This is a genomic window from Streptomyces sp. NPDC001393 (genome assembly GCF_053597455.1).
The window spans coordinates 12401-26834 of the sequence record NZ_JBSFIH010000028.1 but is presented as its reverse complement, the minus strand read 5'-3'; the positions used below and the strand labels follow the sequence as shown (position 1 = coordinate 26834).

17 protein-coding genes and 1 pseudogene are annotated in these 14434 nt (G+C 71.7%); 8 read left to right on the top strand and 10 right to left on the bottom strand.

What is annotated here, in order from left to right:
- Positions 1–64: 64 nt before the first annotated feature.
- A pseudogene (locus tag ACWC2T_RS26830) lies at positions 65–355 on the top strand (fic family toxin-antitoxin system, toxin component); the annotation flags it as partial.
- Here the strand turns inward: ACWC2T_RS26830 and ACWC2T_RS26825 are convergent.
- From ACWC2T_RS26825 to bioB, 4 genes are all read right to left on the bottom strand, one after another.
- Positions 356–1045, bottom strand: a complete 690-nt coding sequence (locus ACWC2T_RS26825) for a class I SAM-dependent methyltransferase (RefSeq protein WP_450672917.1) — start codon at positions 1043–1045, stop codon at positions 356–358.
- A 146-nt stretch (positions 1046–1191) separates the two neighbouring features.
- Positions 1192–1908 carry a dethiobiotin synthase gene (gene bioD, locus ACWC2T_RS26820; RefSeq protein WP_450672916.1) on the bottom strand — a complete coding sequence of 239 codons (717 nt, stop codon included), beginning with the start codon at positions 1906–1908 and terminating at the stop codon, positions 1192–1194.
- Between the two features lies 1 nt (position 1909).
- Complete coding sequence (locus tag ACWC2T_RS26815; protein ID WP_450672915.1) at positions 1910–3199, bottom strand: adenosylmethionine--8-amino-7-oxononanoate transaminase; 1290 nt, start codon at positions 3197–3199, stop codon at positions 1910–1912.
- Positions 3192–4427, bottom strand: coding sequence for a biotin synthase BioB (gene bioB, locus ACWC2T_RS26810; protein ID WP_450672914.1), 1236 nt, complete (start codon positions 4425–4427; stop codon positions 3192–3194). The genes ACWC2T_RS26815 and bioB overlap by 8 nt, the downstream gene beginning before the upstream one ends.
- A 147-nt stretch (positions 4428–4574) precedes the next feature.
- Between bioB and ACWC2T_RS26805 the strand changes: the two genes are divergently transcribed.
- Positions 4575–5702: an 8-amino-7-oxononanoate synthase gene (locus ACWC2T_RS26805; protein WP_450672913.1), complete on the top strand. Its 1128-nt coding sequence runs from the start codon at positions 4575–4577 to the stop codon at positions 5700–5702.
- Positions 5703–5794: 92 nt separating this feature from the next.
- Here the strand turns inward: ACWC2T_RS26805 and ACWC2T_RS26800 are convergent, their stop codons facing one another.
- Positions 5795–6016, bottom strand: coding sequence for a DUF397 domain-containing protein (locus tag ACWC2T_RS26800; protein WP_450672912.1), 222 nt, complete (start codon positions 6014–6016; stop codon positions 5795–5797).
- A gap of 9 nt (positions 6017–6025) precedes the next feature.
- Positions 6026–6886 carry a helix-turn-helix domain-containing protein gene (locus ACWC2T_RS26795; RefSeq protein WP_450672911.1) on the bottom strand — a complete coding sequence of 287 codons (861 nt, stop codon included), beginning with the start codon at positions 6884–6886 and terminating at the stop codon, positions 6026–6028.
- A gap of 214 nt (positions 6887–7100) precedes the next feature.
- Here ACWC2T_RS26795 and ACWC2T_RS26790 point away from each other — a divergent pair, with 214 nt between their 5' ends.
- On the top strand, positions 7101–7559 hold the full coding sequence (locus ACWC2T_RS26790) for an ATP-binding protein (protein ID WP_450672910.1): 459 nt from the start codon (positions 7101–7103) through the stop codon (positions 7557–7559).
- Between the two features lie 220 nt (positions 7560–7779).
- On the opposite strand, the gene ACWC2T_RS26785 is transcribed toward ACWC2T_RS26790, so the two are convergent.
- Positions 7780–8703, bottom strand: coding sequence for a LysR family transcriptional regulator (locus tag ACWC2T_RS26785; protein ID WP_450672909.1), 924 nt, complete (start codon positions 8701–8703; stop codon positions 7780–7782).
- A gap of 84 nt (positions 8704–8787) precedes the next feature.
- Between ACWC2T_RS26785 and ACWC2T_RS26780 the strand changes: the two genes are divergently transcribed.
- Positions 8788–9435 (top strand): LysE family translocator, encoded by a 648-nt coding sequence (locus ACWC2T_RS26780; protein WP_450672908.1) that lies wholly within the window; start codon positions 8788–8790, stop codon positions 9433–9435.
- 7 nt (positions 9436–9442) lie between these two features.
- Here ACWC2T_RS26780 and ACWC2T_RS26775 read toward each other — a convergent pair whose 3' ends face one another.
- The 3 genes from ACWC2T_RS26775 to ACWC2T_RS26765 all read right to left on the bottom strand — a co-directional run bounded on the left by ACWC2T_RS26775 (position 9443) and on the right by ACWC2T_RS26765 (position 11440).
- Positions 9443–9916 carry a C40 family peptidase gene (locus tag ACWC2T_RS26775; protein ID WP_450672907.1) on the bottom strand — a complete coding sequence of 158 codons (474 nt, stop codon included), beginning with the start codon at positions 9914–9916 and terminating at the stop codon, positions 9443–9445.
- A 575-nt stretch (positions 9917–10491) separates the two neighbouring features.
- Entirely contained in the window at positions 10492–10797 is a 306-nt protein-coding gene (locus tag ACWC2T_RS26770) for a hypothetical protein (protein ID WP_450672906.1), read from the bottom strand.
- A 7-nt stretch (positions 10798–10804) separates the two neighbouring features.
- Complete coding sequence (locus ACWC2T_RS26765) at positions 10805–11440, bottom strand: ATP-dependent Clp protease proteolytic subunit (RefSeq protein ID WP_450672905.1); 636 nt, start codon at positions 11438–11440, stop codon at positions 10805–10807.
- Positions 11441–11527: 87 nt separating this feature from the next.
- Here ACWC2T_RS26765 and ACWC2T_RS26760 point away from each other — a divergent pair, with 87 nt between their 5' ends.
- The 4 genes from ACWC2T_RS26760 (at position 11528) to ACWC2T_RS26745 (ending at position 14424) form a co-directional block, all read left to right on the top strand.
- Entirely contained in the window at positions 11528–11833 is a 306-nt protein-coding gene (locus ACWC2T_RS26760; RefSeq protein ID WP_450672904.1) for a type II toxin-antitoxin system Phd/YefM family antitoxin, read from the top strand.
- A 251-nt stretch (positions 11834–12084) separates the two neighbouring features.
- Complete coding sequence (locus tag ACWC2T_RS26755; protein WP_450672903.1) at positions 12085–12387, top strand: urease subunit gamma; 303 nt, start codon at positions 12085–12087, stop codon at positions 12385–12387.
- Positions 12388–12398: 11 nt separating this feature from the next.
- Positions 12399–12710 carry an urease subunit beta gene (locus ACWC2T_RS26750; protein ID WP_450672902.1) on the top strand — a complete coding sequence of 104 codons (312 nt, stop codon included), beginning with the start codon at positions 12399–12401 and terminating at the stop codon, positions 12708–12710.
- Complete coding sequence (locus ACWC2T_RS26745; RefSeq protein WP_450672901.1) at positions 12703–14424, top strand: urease subunit alpha; 1722 nt, start codon at positions 12703–12705, stop codon at positions 14422–14424. The genes ACWC2T_RS26750 and ACWC2T_RS26745 overlap by 8 nt, the downstream gene beginning before the upstream one ends.
- Positions 14425–14434: the final 10 nt, after the last annotated feature.

The following is a 14434-nucleotide window of genomic DNA, read 5'->3' as shown; positions in this document are numbered from 1 at the left end:
TAACGCCCGAATCTCAGAAACGTCACCTGACCTGCAGTAAGAAGGAAACCAGTTCAGTTAACGTGGCGCGCTGGTCGCCGCCGTCGCCCGGCACCGCGCCGAGATATTCGGCGTGCCCGTGTACGGCGACCCGCACGCCCGTGCCGCCGCCCTGCTCCAGCTGCTGATCCACCTGCCCGCGCTGGAGCGCTCCAACGCGCTGTTCGCCTCGGCGGTCGCCTATGCCTACCTCGTCGCCAGCGGTGTCAAGGTGGTCACCACACCCGAGCAGGTGCGGGATCTCGCCCGGCTGGTGAAGGAAGGGGCGGCCGGCGTGGACGACATCGCGCGCGAGCTGCGCCGCTGGGGCGTGTGATCAGCGCGCATCCGGCTCGTCCGGCCGCCAGGCGACCCCGAGCGCGCAGTACGAGGACGGCAGTGCCGGGCCCTTCTCCGGCACCAGCACCTGCCGCTGCGGGCCGAGAGTGAACCCGGCCTCGCGCAGCGCGGCCACCGGCCGGCGGGCCAGGTGGCAGCCGCCGGTCAGGGCGGGCCACAGGGTCCGGTCCAGGGTGCGCTGGGCCAGCCGCATCGCCGGGCCGCCGCCTTGGCCGTGCTCGAAGAACCGCACCTGGCCGCCCGGTTTGAGCACGCGCCGCACCTCGCTCAGCGCCCGGCCCACGTCCCGGACGCTGCACAGGACCAGGGACAGTACGACCGCGTCGAAGGCCTCGCTCTTGACCGGCAGCGCCTCCGCCGCGCCCGGCACGACGTCGACCGGAACCTGGGCGCGCAGGGCCGACTCCAGCGCCAACTTCCTGAGCAGCGGCTCCGGTTCGATCGCGACGACCTCCGCGACGGTGTCCGGGTAGTGCGCGAAGTTCAGCCCGTTGCCCGCGCCGATCTCGATCACCCGCCCGGACACCCCGGCGAGCAGCTGCTCCCGGATCCCGGCCATGCCCAGCCGGGCTTCGGCACGCGCACTGCACCGGGCATAGAACCGGGCGAACAGGGGATGGTGGACGGGACTTCGCGCCACCTTCTCGGAGCCGGACAGCAGCCGCATGGCGAACCTCCCGGGGACGGCCTAGGAAGAGTTTCCCCCGTACGGCGCCTCTCGCACCCCTGCCGCAGCACGCCATGGCTCCGCCCCTGGACCCCGCCCCGGCCCGTCACCCGGTCCGGGGTCCTGCCGCGCGTCGGCTGTGGTGGCTACGGTGCCTGGCGTATCCGGAAGGCCTCCGCGTCCCAGCTCCCGTCCAGGCGGGGGGCGAGCCACGTCGGGGCCGCCGTGCGGAAGGCGGCCGGTGGCAGGGCCCCCGCCCCGCAGGGAATCGCGCCGAGCAGGGGGGCTCCCGCGATCTCCGGCAGGTCGGTCACGTTGCAGCGGGTGGCGAGGTCGGGGGAGTCGGGCCAGCTGCCGATCACCACGCCGGCCAACTCCAGGTTCCGGCGCCGCAGTTCGAGCGCGGTCAGCTCGGTGGTGTTGAGGGTCCCCAGCCCTGCCTGGGCGACCACCAGCACCGGTGCGCCGAGCAGCCCGGCCGCGTCGGCCAGGTTGCCGCCGGCCGCGTCGAAGCGGACGAGGACCCCGCCCGCTCCCTCGACCAGCACCAGGTCGTGCTCGGTGGCCAGCTTGGCCGCCCGCTCGGCCACCTCGTGCGGACGGACGGGGGCCATGCCCGCCCGCCGCGCCGCCGTGCCGGGTGCCAACGGCTCGGGGTAGCGGGCCAGTTCCGTGGCCGTGACCGCGCCCGCCAGCCGCGCGACCTCGTCGGCGTCCCCGCGCTCGTCCGGCCGTACGCCCGTCTGCGCGGCCTTGAGCACGGCCACCGAGCGGCCGGCCGCGAGCGCGGCGGCCGCCACCGCGGCGGTGGTGACGGTCTTGCCGACCTCCGTGCCCGTGCCCGTGATCACCAGTACCGGCATGTCATCCCTCCCGCGCCGCGGCGCACACCGCGCGCGCGATCCGTGCCACGTCCTCGTCCGAGGTGATGTACGGCGGCATCGTGTAGACCAGGTCGCGGAACGGCCGCAGCCACACGCCCTCGCGTACGGCCGCCCGCGTGGCCGCGGCCATGTCCACCTCGTGGTCGAGCTGGACGACGCCGATCGCCCCGAGGACGCGGACGTCCTTCACACCGGGCAGCTCGCGCGCCGGCGACAGGCCGTCCCACAGGCCCGCCTCGATCCGCTTGACCTCCGACTGCCAGTCCTGGCCGAGCAGCAGCTCGATGGAGGCGCAGGCCACGGCCGCCGCCAGCGGGTTGCCCATGAACGTCGGTCCGTGCGCGAGCACCGGCACCTCGCCCCGCGAGATGCCGTCGGCGACCCGCGCGGTGCACAGCGTGGCCGCCAGCGTCAGATAGCCGCCGGTCAGCGCCTTGCCCACGCACATCACATCCGGGGTGACGCCCGCGTGCTCCGCCGCGAACAGCGCGCCGGTACGGCCGAAGCCGGTGGCGATCTCGTCGAACACCAGCAGCACGTCGTGCGCGTCGCATGCCTCGCGCAGCACCTGCAGATAGGCGGGGGAGTGGAAGCGCATGCCGCCCGCGCCCTGCACGACCGGCTCCACGATCACCGCGGCCAGCTCGTCCGCGTGGCGGGCGACCAGTTCGCGCAGTCCATCGGCGTACGACTCCTCGTACTCGGTCGGCGGTGCGTCCGCGAAAACCTGCCGCGGCAGCACCCCCGACCACAGCGCGTGCATCCCGCCCTCGGGGTCGCACACCGACATCGGGTTCCAGGTGTCGCCGTGGTAGCCGCCCCGCCAGGTCAGCAGCCGCTGCTTGCCGGGCCGGCCTAGCGAGCGCCAGTACTGCAGGCACATCTTCACCGCGACCTCGACCGACACCGAACCGGAGTCCGCGAGAAAGACGTGCTCCAGGCCACTTGGCGACATGTCGACAAGGTGCTTGGCGAGGCGTACGGCGGGCTCGTGCGTCAGCCCGCCGAACATCACATGGCTCATCCGCCCGAGCTGGCCGTGCGCCGCCTCGTTGAGGACTGGGTGGTTGTAGCCGTGGATCGCCGACCACCACGAGGACATGCCGTCCACCAACTCGCCCGAGCCGTCCGCGAGCCGCAGCCGGACCCCGCTCGCCGACTCCACGACGAGCGGTTCGGCACGTCCGGGCATCGGGCCGTACGGATGCCACACATGCCGTCGGTCCAGCTCCAGCAGCTCGGGCACGGTCAGGCCGGGCAGATCAGGCATTGGGCGCGAGATCCGTTCCGGCGCCCCGGCGGCGGACGGCGACGAGATCGGTGCGCGCCTCCTGCGCGGCCGGCGCCGTCGTCGTACCGCAGACACCCGCCCCCTCGTGACCGCAGGCGTCCGCGCCCTCGTGCGAGCCGCAGCCCCCGTGCGAGCCGCAGCCCTCGTGCGAGCCGCATCCCTCGTGCGAGCCGCAGACCGACCCGCAGCCGCCCGCGGCCTCGACCCGGTGCTCCGGCAGCGTCACCTCGCCGGCGCCCTCCACCTCGAACCCGGCGTCCGCGATCATCTCCAGGTCGGCCTTGCCGGCCTGGCCCTCGCTGGTCAGGTAGTCGCCGAGGAAGATGGAGTTGGCCAGGTGCAGCGCGAGCGGCTGCATCGTGCGCAGATGGACCTCACGGCCGCCCGCGATACGGACCTCCACGTCCGGGCAGACGAACCGGACCATCGCGAGGATCCGCAGACAGCGCTGCGGGGTGAGGTTCCACTCCTTGGCCAGCGGGGTGCCCTCGAACGGGATGAGGAAGTTCACCGGCACCGAGTCCGGGTCCAGTTCACGCAGGCTGAAGACCACGTCGACCAGGTCCTCGTCGCTCTCGCCCATGCCCGCGATCAGACCGGAGCAGGCGGACAGCCCGGCCGCGTGCGCCTTCTGCACCGTGTCCACCCGGTCGGCGTACGTGTGCGTGGTCGTGATGTCCGCGTACGTCCCTTCGGACGTGTTGAGGTTGTGGTTGTACGCGTCCGCGCCCGCCTCGCGCAGCCGCTCTGCCTGGCCGTCGGAGAGCAGACCGAGGCAGGCGCACACCTCGACGTGTTCGTTCTGCTCCTTGATGGTCCGGATGGTGTCCGAGACCCGGTCCACGTCCCGGTCCGTCGGACCGCGGCCGCTCGCCACCAGACAGACCCGCTTGGCGCCTCCCGCGAGGCCCGCGGCGGCCGCCTTGGAGGCCTCGTCGGGCTTGAGCCAGGTGTACTTCAGGATGTCGGCCTTCGAGCCGAGCCGCTGGGAGCAGTAGGAGCAGTCCTCCGGGCACAAGCCGGACTTGAGGTTGACCAGGTAGTTCAGTTTCACGCGCCGGCCGAACCAGTGCCGGCGCACCTTGCCGGCCGCGGCCACCACATCGAGCAGATCGTCGTCGGAGGTGGCCAGTACGGCGAGTGCTTCCTCGCGGGTCGGCAGCTCGCGCCGAAGCCCCTTGTCCACCAGCGTGTTCAGCAGGTCCATGAGGTCCGATCCTGTCTTACCGGACCGCCCCGGGCCAAGGAGAGTTTGCACAACGGAGACGGTTCACCGTGTGGGTATTGCCACACCGTGGGCGGCTGATCGTGCCGCTAGTGTCTGTCCGCTACCTACAAAAGCCCCGGAGGACACATGGCGTTCGGCTGGATCGACGAGCAGGCCGAGGCGCGTCGCCGCGCCGGACTCGTACGCACCCTGCGCCCCCGCCCCGCCGACTCGGCCCTGCTGGACCTGGCGAGCAACGACTACCTGGGCCTCGCCCACCACTCCGAGGTCGCCGAGGGGGCCACCCGGGCCGCCCGGACCTGGGGCGGGGGGTCCACCGGCTCCCGGCTCGTCACCGGCACCACCGAGCTGCACACCGAGCTGGAGCGCGAGCTGGCCGCCTTCTGCGGGTTCGAGGCGGCGCTGGTCTTCTCCTCCGGTTACGCCGCCAACCTGGCCGCGGTCACCGCGCTGGGCCCGCACGGCTCGCTGATCGTCTCCGACGCGGGCAACCACGCATCCCTCATCGACGGCTGCCGGCTGGCCCGGGGCGAGCGGCAGGTCGTGGGGCACGCCGATCCGGAGGCGGTGCGCAAGGCCCTGGCCACGCACCAGGGGCCGGCGATCGTCGTGTCGGACACCGTGTTCTCGGTGGACGGCGACCGGGCACCGCTGGCCGGGCTGGCCGCGGCGTGCCGGGCACACGGCGCGGGACTGGTCGTGGACGACGCCCACGGGCTCGGGGTGCTGGGGGACGGCGGCCGGGGCGCGCCGTACGCGGCGGGGCTCGCCGGTGCCTCGGACGTCGTGGTCACGGCCACCCTGTCCAAGTCGCTGGGCAGTCAGGGCGGCGTCGTGCTCGGCCCGGCGCGGGTGATCGACCACCTGGTCAACGCGGCCCGGACCTTCATCTTCGACACCGGCCTGGCGCCGGCGGCGGCCGGCGCCGCGCTCGCGGCGCTGCGGCTGCTCGTCCGCGAGCCGGCGCGCGCGGCGCGCGCCCGCGAGGTGGCCGCGGAACTGCACGCACGGCTGACCGCCGCGGGTCTGGAAGCGGTGCGTCCGGACGCCGCGGTGGTCTCCGTGCGGGCTCCGTCCCCGGAGCAGGCGGTGCGCTGGGCGGCCGACTGCCGTACCGCGGGGCTCGCCGTGGGCTGTTTCCGTCCTCCTTCCGTGCCCGACGGCATCTCACGGCTGCGGCTGACCGCTCGCGCGGACCTGTCCGGGGCCGAGATCGAACGCGCTGTACGGGTGATCGGCGAAACGCGACCATGAGTCGGCGTGACACGGCCGTGCTTCAACCTTGGGTGGTTACGAGTGATCGGTCGGGATGATCGATTGGGATGATCGGTTGGGATCGCTTCTGATCAGAGAGTGCTGAGGAAACCGGCCCAGCTCCCGGCGGAGAAGAGCAGCGCGGGTCCGGCCGGGTTCTTGGAGTCGCGCACGGCGAGCAGTCCGGCCCCGGGGCCGGAGCGCGGCCGGGCCGTCTCCACGCAGTTGTTGGCTCCCGTGCTGTAGCTGCTGCGCAGCCAGTGCACGTCGTGCAGGTCGGTACTGGCAGGGACGTTCCGAGGCAGTGCTGACATGGTGCCTCCTTACGCGCCGTCACCTATCCCGGCGATGTAGTCCAACGTGTCCTCGGGTGAAAGGGCGTGCATCCGAAGGGTGTCGAAGGCCTCCGCGTAGGCCATGAGGTCTTCTTTCCGTTCCAGGTAGAGGCTACTCGTCAGCTGGTCGAGAACAACCACGTCCAGATCAGAAGTGCTCGGAAATGACAAGATAACGAAAGGTCCGGTGAGGCCGACATGCGCTCCGGCGCCGAACGGCAGTACCTGGAGCCGGACTTGGGGAAGCCGGGCCGCCTCCGTCAGCCGCTCCAGCTGCCGGGCCATCACCTCGGGGCCGCCGACCTCGCGCCGCAGCACCGCCTCGTCCAGCACCGCGCTCAGCCGCAGCGGCCGGTCGGCGCGGAGCACGTCCTGCCTGGCCAGGCGCACCTCCACCAGCGCGTCCAGGCCTTCCTCGTCCAGGTCCTTCACGGCCGCCCGGGTCACCGCCCGGGCGTACTCGGGCGTCTGCAGCAGGCCCGGTACGACCGTGGTCTCCAGGGTGCGCATCGTGCTGGCCTGCGACTCCAGGCTGATGAAGTCCCGGTACGTGGGCGGCAGCACCCCGCGGTAGGCGTGCCACCAGCGGTCCCGGTCGCCCGTGTCCTCGGAGCCCGCCAGCATCAGCAGCAACTCGCGCAGCTGCCCGTCCCGCACCTCGTAGGCGTCGAGGAGTAACCGCACATCGGCTGGTTTCACACCACTGGCGCCGGTCTCGATACGGCTGACCTTCGACTGGTGCCAGCCGACCAGCCGGGCCGCCTCACCGCTCGTGAGCCCAGCACCGGTACGCAGCGTGCGCAGTTCGGCGCCCAGTTTGCGGCGGCGCACTGCCGGCCCGTTCTGCATGGGCTCCTCCTTACTCCTTCCGGGCCGCCCAAATACGGTCTCCCGTCGTAGAGTTCACCGCTTCGGGCGACAGATATATGCATATCTTGGTGGATCGCTCCCCGTGACCGGTCCCGTGATGGCAGGCTGACGAGCAAGCACCAGTCCGGGACCGTACTCGAACCATCCGGCTCCGTGTCGGACTGCGGTCCCGTGGGAAAGGGACGACGTCGCCATGGCAGACCATCTGGAAGCATCCGTCACTCTGCCGAGCGATCCCGCCTCGGTCTCCGCCGCCCGCACGTATGTCGTGGGTACGCTCGCGGAGTGGGGCCTGCCGTCGGACACCGAGACGGCCGACACCGTGCGGCTCATCGTCTCCGAACTCGCCACGAACGCCGTACAGCACACCTTCGGTCAGTCACCCACCTTCACGGTTGACATCGCCCTGGACCGCGACGAACACCTCCGCATCGGCGTCACGGACAGTCATCCACGCTTTCCGAAGAGACTGCCCGCCGCCGTCCAGCAGGACAACGGCCGCGGCTTGGTCATCATCCGCTGGCTCACCGCTGAGTGCGGCGGCAAACTCCGCGTCCGCCCCACCCGCGAGGGCGGCAAGACGGTCTCCATCGAACTCCCGTGGATCCTCCCGGCCGAGCCGGTGCCCGCAGCCGGCCCACAGGAGCCGTAGCCCTGCGGGCGGGGGCGCGTGGTGCTGGTGCTTTCACTGCGTGCCGCATCCAGGAGGGGGCGGGGGAAGGACAAGCGTGGGGTGACGGCGACTCCAGAGGCGGCCAGGAGGCGAGGACGTCGGGTACGGGAGACGGTGGGCCGGGTGGCGGCGAGGCTTTCCCTTTCGGTGCTGGACGAGGATGCCTCAGCGCGCCACGAACTGCCTGCGCTCGGGTGGCTCACGTTCCCGGCGAGCGGCCCGCTCGGCCGAAGGCTCCGCGGAGCAGGGCGCGGAAGGCGTCCGCGGCCGGTGTGGATTCGTCCGGGCGGTGGGCCACCGAGATGGTGCGGCGCAGCAGGCCCGCTTCCAGGGGGCGTACGCCGACCGGTGTGGCCGCCGTGCGGGCCACCATCTCGGGGACGACGGCCACCCCCAGCCCGGCGCTGACGAGCGCGCAGACCACGGCGTAACCGGGGGTCGGGACCAGCAGGGCCGGTGTGGCGCCCGCGTCGGACAGCAGGGCCTCGATCTCCCGGCGGGCCGGATGCTGCGGTGCCATGCTGATCAGCGGCTGGCCGCTCAGCTCGGCCAGGGGCAGCCGGGAGGAGGTGCTGCTCAGGGCGTGACCCGGCGCGGTCACAAGCACCAGTTCCTCCACCAGCACCGGCTCCAGACACACCGACGACGGCACAGGGGAGGGCTCGGCCGGGTGGTAGGTGTGCGTCAGCGCCAGGTCCACCTCGCCGGCCGCCACGGCCGTGACCCCGGTCGGCGGGTCGTAGTCCGCGACCGACAGCGTCACGTCCGGATGCGCCCGGCGGAACGCGCTCAGCGCCGGCGGCAGCAGATGCACCCCGGCGGTCGGGAAGGTGCCGAGCCGCAGGGCGCCGCCGGTGAGTCCGGTCAGCCGGGCCAGCTCGTGCCGGGCCTGTTCCAGCTCGTCCAGAACCCGCCGGGCCCGTGCCACCAGCACCTCGCCCGCCTCGGTCAGCCGGGCCCCGCGATGGTGCCGGACCAGCAGCGCGGCACCGGCCTCCCGTTCCAGCTTGGCGAGCTGCTGGGAGAGGGCCGGCGGGGTGTAGCCGAGGCGGTCGGCGGCCCGGGTGATGGATCCGGCCTCCGCGACGGCCACCAGCGCGGCCAGCCGGGTGGGGTCGTACATGGGTGCAAGCCTAAAGCATTGCTTTAGGCTGACTCAGAAGACTCGAAATACCTGCTGAAGGCCCTACCGAGGCAGTCTGGCCGCATGGACGGACAGCTCATCGCCTTCACCGGCATTGCCGCCGGACTGGTCGCCATGCCGGGCGCGGACTTCACCGTGGTCGTACGCAACGCGCTGGTGTCGCGCCGGGCCGGCGCGGTCTGCGGACTCGGCATCGCGGGCGGACTCCTGGTGCACGCCGCCTTGGCGGTGGCCGGTGTCGCGGCCGTGCTGGTGGCCGTACCCGCGCTGTTCCGGGCGCTGCAACTGCTGGGCGGCGCCTATGTGCTGCAGCTCGGGGTGCGCACGCTGTGGTCGCTGCGGGGCGCCGTCCAGGCGCCCGAGGAGAGGGCGGCCGGGGAGAGGGCGGCCGGGGAGAGGGCGGCCGAGCCGGCGCATCCGCTGCGGCAGGGCTTCGTCACCAACGTCCTCAATCCGAAGGCGTCGCTGACCTTCCTCAGCCTGCTGCCGCAGTTCGTGCCCGCCGGGAGCCCCGCACTGCCCCGGACCCTGCTGCTCGCGCTCATCGTGTTCGCGCTGGCGCTGCTCTGGTTCCAGGTGGTCGCGCTGCTGGTCGACCGCCTGGGCAGATGGCTGCGCCGGCCCCGGGCCGCCCGTGGGCTCCAGGCGGGCACCGGGGTGGCGCTGACGGTGCTGGGAGCGGCCCTGCTGCTGGAGCCGCTGCTGCCCTGATGGTGGGTCAGCTGACCCTGCCATACCAGACGTTGTTGGTCCAGAGCTTCTGGAGCCGCACCACGTCCCCGGTCCTCGGCGCGTGCCAGATCTTCCCGTGCCCCGCGTAGATGCCGACGTGGTAGACGTAGGAACCCGAGTGGAAGAACACCAGGTCACCGGCCTTGCGTTGGCCGGCGGAAATGTGGTGCGTCTTGTTGTACTGCTGGGCGGCGGTACGCGGCAGGGTCTTGCCCGCCTTCTTGAACGAGTAGAGCGTGAGCCCCGAGCAGTCGAAACTGTGCGGCCCGGTGGCGCCGTACCGGTACGGCGCCCCCTTCTCGGAGGCCGCAACCTGCAGGGCTTTTGTCGCGAGCGTCGCGGCCGAGGCATCGGTGGCGAGCCCGGGAACCGCGATCGAGCCGCCGACGGCGGCGAGGGTGAGGGCCGAGGCCGTACCGGCCCGGGCCATGAGCGACGGGACACGATTGAGCGCAGTCATGCGCAACCCTTCGTCAGCCGCCTGTGAAGGATGACCTGTCGGATTCGGGCTGGCGAAGTTGCCCGGCCGCGTTGCCGCGGCTTCACCCCAAGGGCTGCTCGGAACCTCAGGCCGTCTGCGACGAACAGACGGACATTCGTTCCGGCGACCCGTCTTGCCTGGGTCCTCCACTCCTGCCGATCCACTCCTGTCGACCGGTCGTCCGGGTGGCGGCAGGACTCGGCGTCCGCCCGGACCGCCCCGCCGCGGTGGCGGGGGCTTGTCGTCGGACGGGATCTTCACCCACACCGGTCCGAAAATCCCAACGCATCCGCGGATTTGTGGCGTTACTCACCACTCGCCCGTTCGGGTGGACAGTGTGCTGTTCGAGACAGCGTCAGGTTCGGGACGTAGCCCCGGACCTGGGGCGAAGCGCTTTCCCGCGAACTGCCGACCGGTGTGGAGCGCAAGTCGGGAGGCGCGAAAAACGATCTGGATATACACCGGTCGGCGGTACATCGTTCGGGCCGTTTCAAGTCCCGTCCGGGCGAGCTATGTCGACAAGTCGTCAGATTCGGCCCGGTCCGGCGTCCGGATCAGCCGCCGCCATCGGTCGGGAGCGCGACGCGCGCGGTACGGCGTTCGCCGTCCAGCACCCGCAACGCCCGTGCCAGCGTGTCCCCGTACAGCTCCGCCTCGCCCCGCTGGTGCATCGACGCGAGGGCGTCACGCAGCTCTGCGGCCTTGCGCACCAGGGCCTGGGCTGCGCGCAGCCCGCGGTAGGTGTCCCCGCCGTGCGCGGGGTTGATGCGGCCCAGCAGGTCGGCGGCCTCCAGGTAACGGTCGATCAGGTCGCCTTCGGCGCGGGTCAGTGCGGGCAGCGGCGGCAGGTCCGGCAGCATCGGCGGCTCACCTCGCGCCCGGTGCGCCGGGGGTGCTCCGCCGGCCGGGCACAACGGCGTCCACCAGGCCGTAGGCCAGCGCCGCGGGGGCGTCCAGGACCAAGTCCCGCTCCAGGTCGCGGTGTACCTGCTCGGGTGTGCGCCCGGTGTGCCGTACCAGCATCTCCTCCGCCAGGGTGCGGAGTCGGGCCAACTCCTCGGCCTGGATGAGCAGGTCGCTGAACTGGCCCTGCAAGGGTTCGGGGAGTTGCGGCTGTTCGATCACCATGCGCGCGCCGGGCAGGGTGAACCGCTTGCCCGGCGTGCCGGCCGCGAGCAGCAGCGCGGCATGGGAGACGGCCTGTCCCAGGCAGTAGGTCGCCACGTCGCAACTGACGTAGCGCATCGTGTCGTAGACCGCCGTCAGGGCGCTGAACGTGCCGCCGGGGGAGTTGACGTACAGCGTGATGTCCCGCTCCGGGGCCGCGTGTTCGAGGTACATCAACTGCGCCATCACGTCGTTCGCGGCCGCGTCGTCCAGCGCGGTCCCGAGGAAGACGATCCGGTCCTCGAACAGCTTGCCGTAGGGGTCGAGCGTGCGGACGCCGCCGCTGGTGCGCTCGGTGAATTCGGGCAGGACATAACGGGCGGACGCTCGGGACATGGGCATACCCCTCCTCATTGCACGCGCCTCCGGTCGGCTCGGCTTCTGTAAAAAATGTACAGGACGTACCTGACGTACGATGGCGGTATGGCCTACGAGATTCCGGTGACGCAAGCCAGGGCTGAGCTCGCCGACCTGATCAACCGCGTGGTGTACGGCGGTGAGCGCGTCGTTGTGACGCGGCACGGCAGGCCGTTGGTCGCGCTGGTGTCGGCCGCCGATCTGGAGCGGCTGGACGCGCTCGGGGAGCCGGCCGAGGAGCAGGTCATCAGCTCGGTCTCGGGTGTCCGCGAGGTCGGTTCCGCCCCGCGCGAACAGCAGCGGTTCGGGATCGCCGCCGAGCACCGCGGTCCCGGCATGGCCGCCGAGCACCGTGGTCCCGGCGTGTCCTGATCTGCGCGGGTGCCCGCCCCGCGCGGGTGTCGGGGTATCGGGGCTCCCATCGCCCGGTCATCGGTGGATCAAGGTCTGGTTAACGTCGCTGAAACTCCGGCGTTCTAGCCTGCCGATCCACGCCATCAGGGGTTTTTCTGCCCGGATTGACGACGATCCGGGTATTTGTCTGTGTGTTACACCTATCCCCGTCGTGATGGCTGCGGCAACCGGACCCCGCACGGTCCGGAGCAAGGACTGTGAGGTGGGACGTGCAACTGACCCCGCACGAGCAAGAGAGGCTGCTGATCCACGTGGCGGCCGACGTGGCCGAGAAGCGCAGGGCCCGCGGGCTCAAGCTCAACCACCCGGAAGCGGTCGCCCTCATCACGTCGCACATCCTCGAGGGTGCGCGTGACGGCCGTACGGTCGCCGAACTCATGTCCTCCGGTCGCAAGCTCCTCAGCCGGGACGACGTCATGGCCGGGGTCCCCGAGATGATCCACGACGTCCAGGTCGAGGCCACCTTCCCGGACGGCACCAAGCTCGTCACCGTCCACGAGCCGATCATCTGAGGGGGGCCGTGATGATTCCCGGAGAGATCCTGTTCGCGGACGACCCCGTCCTCGTCAACGAGGGCCGCGAGGTCACCCGCCTCACCGTCCTCAACGCCGCCGACCGGCCGGTCCAGGTCGGCTCCCACTACCACTTCGCCGAGGCCAACCCCGGCCTGGAGTTCGACCGTGCCGCGGCCCGCGGCAAGCGGCTGAACGTCGCCGCCGGCACCGCCGTGCGCTTCGAGCCCGGCATTCCCGTCTCCGTCGAACTCGTACCCCTCGCCGGCGCCCGGATCGTGCCCGGGCTGCGTGGGGAGACCGGAGGTGCCCTCGATGCCTGAGATCTCCCGCGGCGCCTACGCCGACCTGTTCGGGCCGACCGCCGGTGACCGCATCCGCCTCGCCGACACCGACCTGCTGATCGAGATCGAGGAGGACCGCTCCGGCGGGCCCGGCGCGTCCGGCGACGAGGCGGTGTTCGGCGGCGGCAAGGTCATCCGCGAGTCCATGGGCCAGGCCCGCGCCACCCGGGCCGAGGGCACCCCCGACACCGTGATCACCGGCGCGGTGATCGTCGACCACTGGGGCGTCGTCAAGGCCGACATCGGCATCCGCGACGGCCGGATCACCGGGATCGGCAAGGCCGGCAACCCGGACACCATGGACGGCGTCCACCCCGACCTGGTCATCGGCCCCGAGACCGAGATCATCGCGGGCAACGGGCGGATCCTCACCGCCGGTGCCATCGACGCGCACGTCCACTTCATCTGCCCCCAGATCGCCGACGAGGCGCTGGCCTCCGGCATCACCACCCTGGTCGGCGGCGGCACCGGCCCCGCCGAGGGCTCCAAGGCCACCACCGTCACGCCCGGCCCCTGGCACCTCGCCCGGATGTTCGAGGCGATGGAGGCGTACCCGGTCAACGTCGGCTTCCTCGGCAAGGGCAACACCGTCTCCCACGAGGCGATGCTCTCCCAGATCCGGGGCGGCGCGGCCGGCCTGAAGCTGCACGAGGACTGGGGGTCGACCCCCGCCGTCATCGACGCCGCGCTGACCGTCGCCGACCGCACCGGCATCCAGGTCGCCATTCACACGGACACCCTGAACGAGGCCGGTTTCGTCGGCGACACCCTCGCCGCGATCGCGGGCCGGGGCATCCACTCGTACCACACCGAGGGCGCCGGCGGCGGGCACGCGCCGGACATCATGACCGTGGTCTCGCAGCCCAACGTGCTGCCCAGCTCCACCAACCCGACCCGGCCCTACACCGTCAACACCGCCGAGGAACACCTCGACATGCTGATGGTGTGCCACCACCTCAACCCCGCCGTTCCGGAGGACCTGGCGTTCGCCGAGTCCCGGATCCGGCCGTCCACCATCGGCGCGGAGGACGTCCTGCACGACCTCGGCGCCATCTCGATCATCTCCTCCGACTCCCAGGCCATGGGCCGCGTCGGCGAGGTGATCCTGCGCACCTGGCAGACGGCCCATGTGATGAAGCGCAGGCGCGGGGCGCTGCCCGGTGACGGACGTGCGGACAACCATCGCGTGCGTCGCTATGTCGCCAAATACACGATCAACCCCGCGCTCGCCCAGGGCCTCGCCGCCGAGATCGGCTCCGTGGAGCGCGGCAAGCTCGCCGACCTCGTGCTGTGGGAGCCGGCGTTCTTCGGGGTCAAGCCGCAGCTCGTGCTCAAGGGCGGGCAGATCGCCTACGCGCAGATGGGCGACGCCAACGCCTCCATCCCCACCCCGCAGCCGATCCTGCCCCGCCCGATGTACGGCGCGATCGGCCGGGCCCCGGCCGCCAACTCGGTCAACTTCGTGGCCCCGTTGGCGATCGAGGACGGGCTGCCGGAGCGGCTGGGCCTCGGCAAGCGGTTCGCGGCGATCGCTTCCACGCGTGCGGTCACCAAGGCCGACATGCGCGAGAACGACGCCCGGCCCGACGTCCGGATCGACCCCGACAGCTTCGCCGTGCACATCGACGGCGAACTGGTCGAGGCCACCCCGGCCGCCGAACTGCCCATGGCCCAGCGCTACTTCCTCTTCTGATGGCATCCTG

What these genes read in the sequence shown, in the direction of transcription:
- ACWC2T_RS26825 (WP_450672917.1), bottom strand. Translation starts at nt 1,045, where the DNA reads ATGCGGCTGCTGTCCGGCTCCGAGAAGGTGGCGCGAAGTCCCGTCCAC.
- bioD (WP_450672916.1), bottom strand. Translation starts at nt 1,908, where the DNA reads ATGCCGGTACTGGTGATCACGGGCACGGGCACGGAGGTCGGCAAGACC.
- ACWC2T_RS26815 (WP_450672915.1), bottom strand. Translation starts at nt 3,199, where the DNA reads ATGCCTGATCTGCCCGGCCTGACCGTGCCCGAGCTGCTGGAGCTGGAC.
- bioB (WP_450672914.1), bottom strand. Translation starts at nt 4,427, where the DNA reads ATGGACCTGCTGAACACGCTGGTGGACAAGGGGCTTCGGCGCGAGCTG.
- ACWC2T_RS26805 (WP_450672913.1), top strand. Translation starts at nt 4,575, where the DNA reads ATGGCGTTCGGCTGGATCGACGAGCAGGCCGAGGCGCGTCGCCGCGCC.
- ACWC2T_RS26800 (WP_450672912.1), bottom strand. Translation starts at nt 6,016, where the DNA reads ATGTCAGCACTGCCTCGGAACGTCCCTGCCAGTACCGACCTGCACGAC.
- ACWC2T_RS26795 (WP_450672911.1), bottom strand. Translation starts at nt 6,886, where the DNA reads ATGCAGAACGGGCCGGCAGTGCGCCGCCGCAAACTGGGCGCCGAACTG.
- ACWC2T_RS26790 (WP_450672910.1), top strand. Translation starts at nt 7,101, where the DNA reads ATGGCAGACCATCTGGAAGCATCCGTCACTCTGCCGAGCGATCCCGCC.
- ACWC2T_RS26785 (WP_450672909.1), bottom strand. Translation starts at nt 8,703, where the DNA reads ATGTACGACCCCACCCGGCTGGCCGCGCTGGTGGCCGTCGCGGAGGCC.
- ACWC2T_RS26780 (WP_450672908.1), top strand. Translation starts at nt 8,788, where the DNA reads ATGGACGGACAGCTCATCGCCTTCACCGGCATTGCCGCCGGACTGGTC.
- ACWC2T_RS26775 (WP_450672907.1), bottom strand. Translation starts at nt 9,916, where the DNA reads ATGACTGCGCTCAATCGTGTCCCGTCGCTCATGGCCCGGGCCGGTACG.
- ACWC2T_RS26770 (WP_450672906.1), bottom strand. Translation starts at nt 10,797, where the DNA reads ATGCTGCCGGACCTGCCGCCGCTGCCCGCACTGACCCGCGCCGAAGGC.
- ACWC2T_RS26765 (WP_450672905.1), bottom strand. Translation starts at nt 11,440, where the DNA reads ATGTCCCGAGCGTCCGCCCGTTATGTCCTGCCCGAATTCACCGAGCGC.
- ACWC2T_RS26760 (WP_450672904.1), top strand. Translation starts at nt 11,528, where the DNA reads ATGGCCTACGAGATTCCGGTGACGCAAGCCAGGGCTGAGCTCGCCGAC.
- ACWC2T_RS26750 (WP_450672902.1), top strand. Translation starts at nt 12,399, where the DNA reads ATGATTCCCGGAGAGATCCTGTTCGCGGACGACCCCGTCCTCGTCAAC.
- ACWC2T_RS26745 (WP_450672901.1), top strand. Translation starts at nt 12,703, where the DNA reads ATGCCTGAGATCTCCCGCGGCGCCTACGCCGACCTGTTCGGGCCGACC.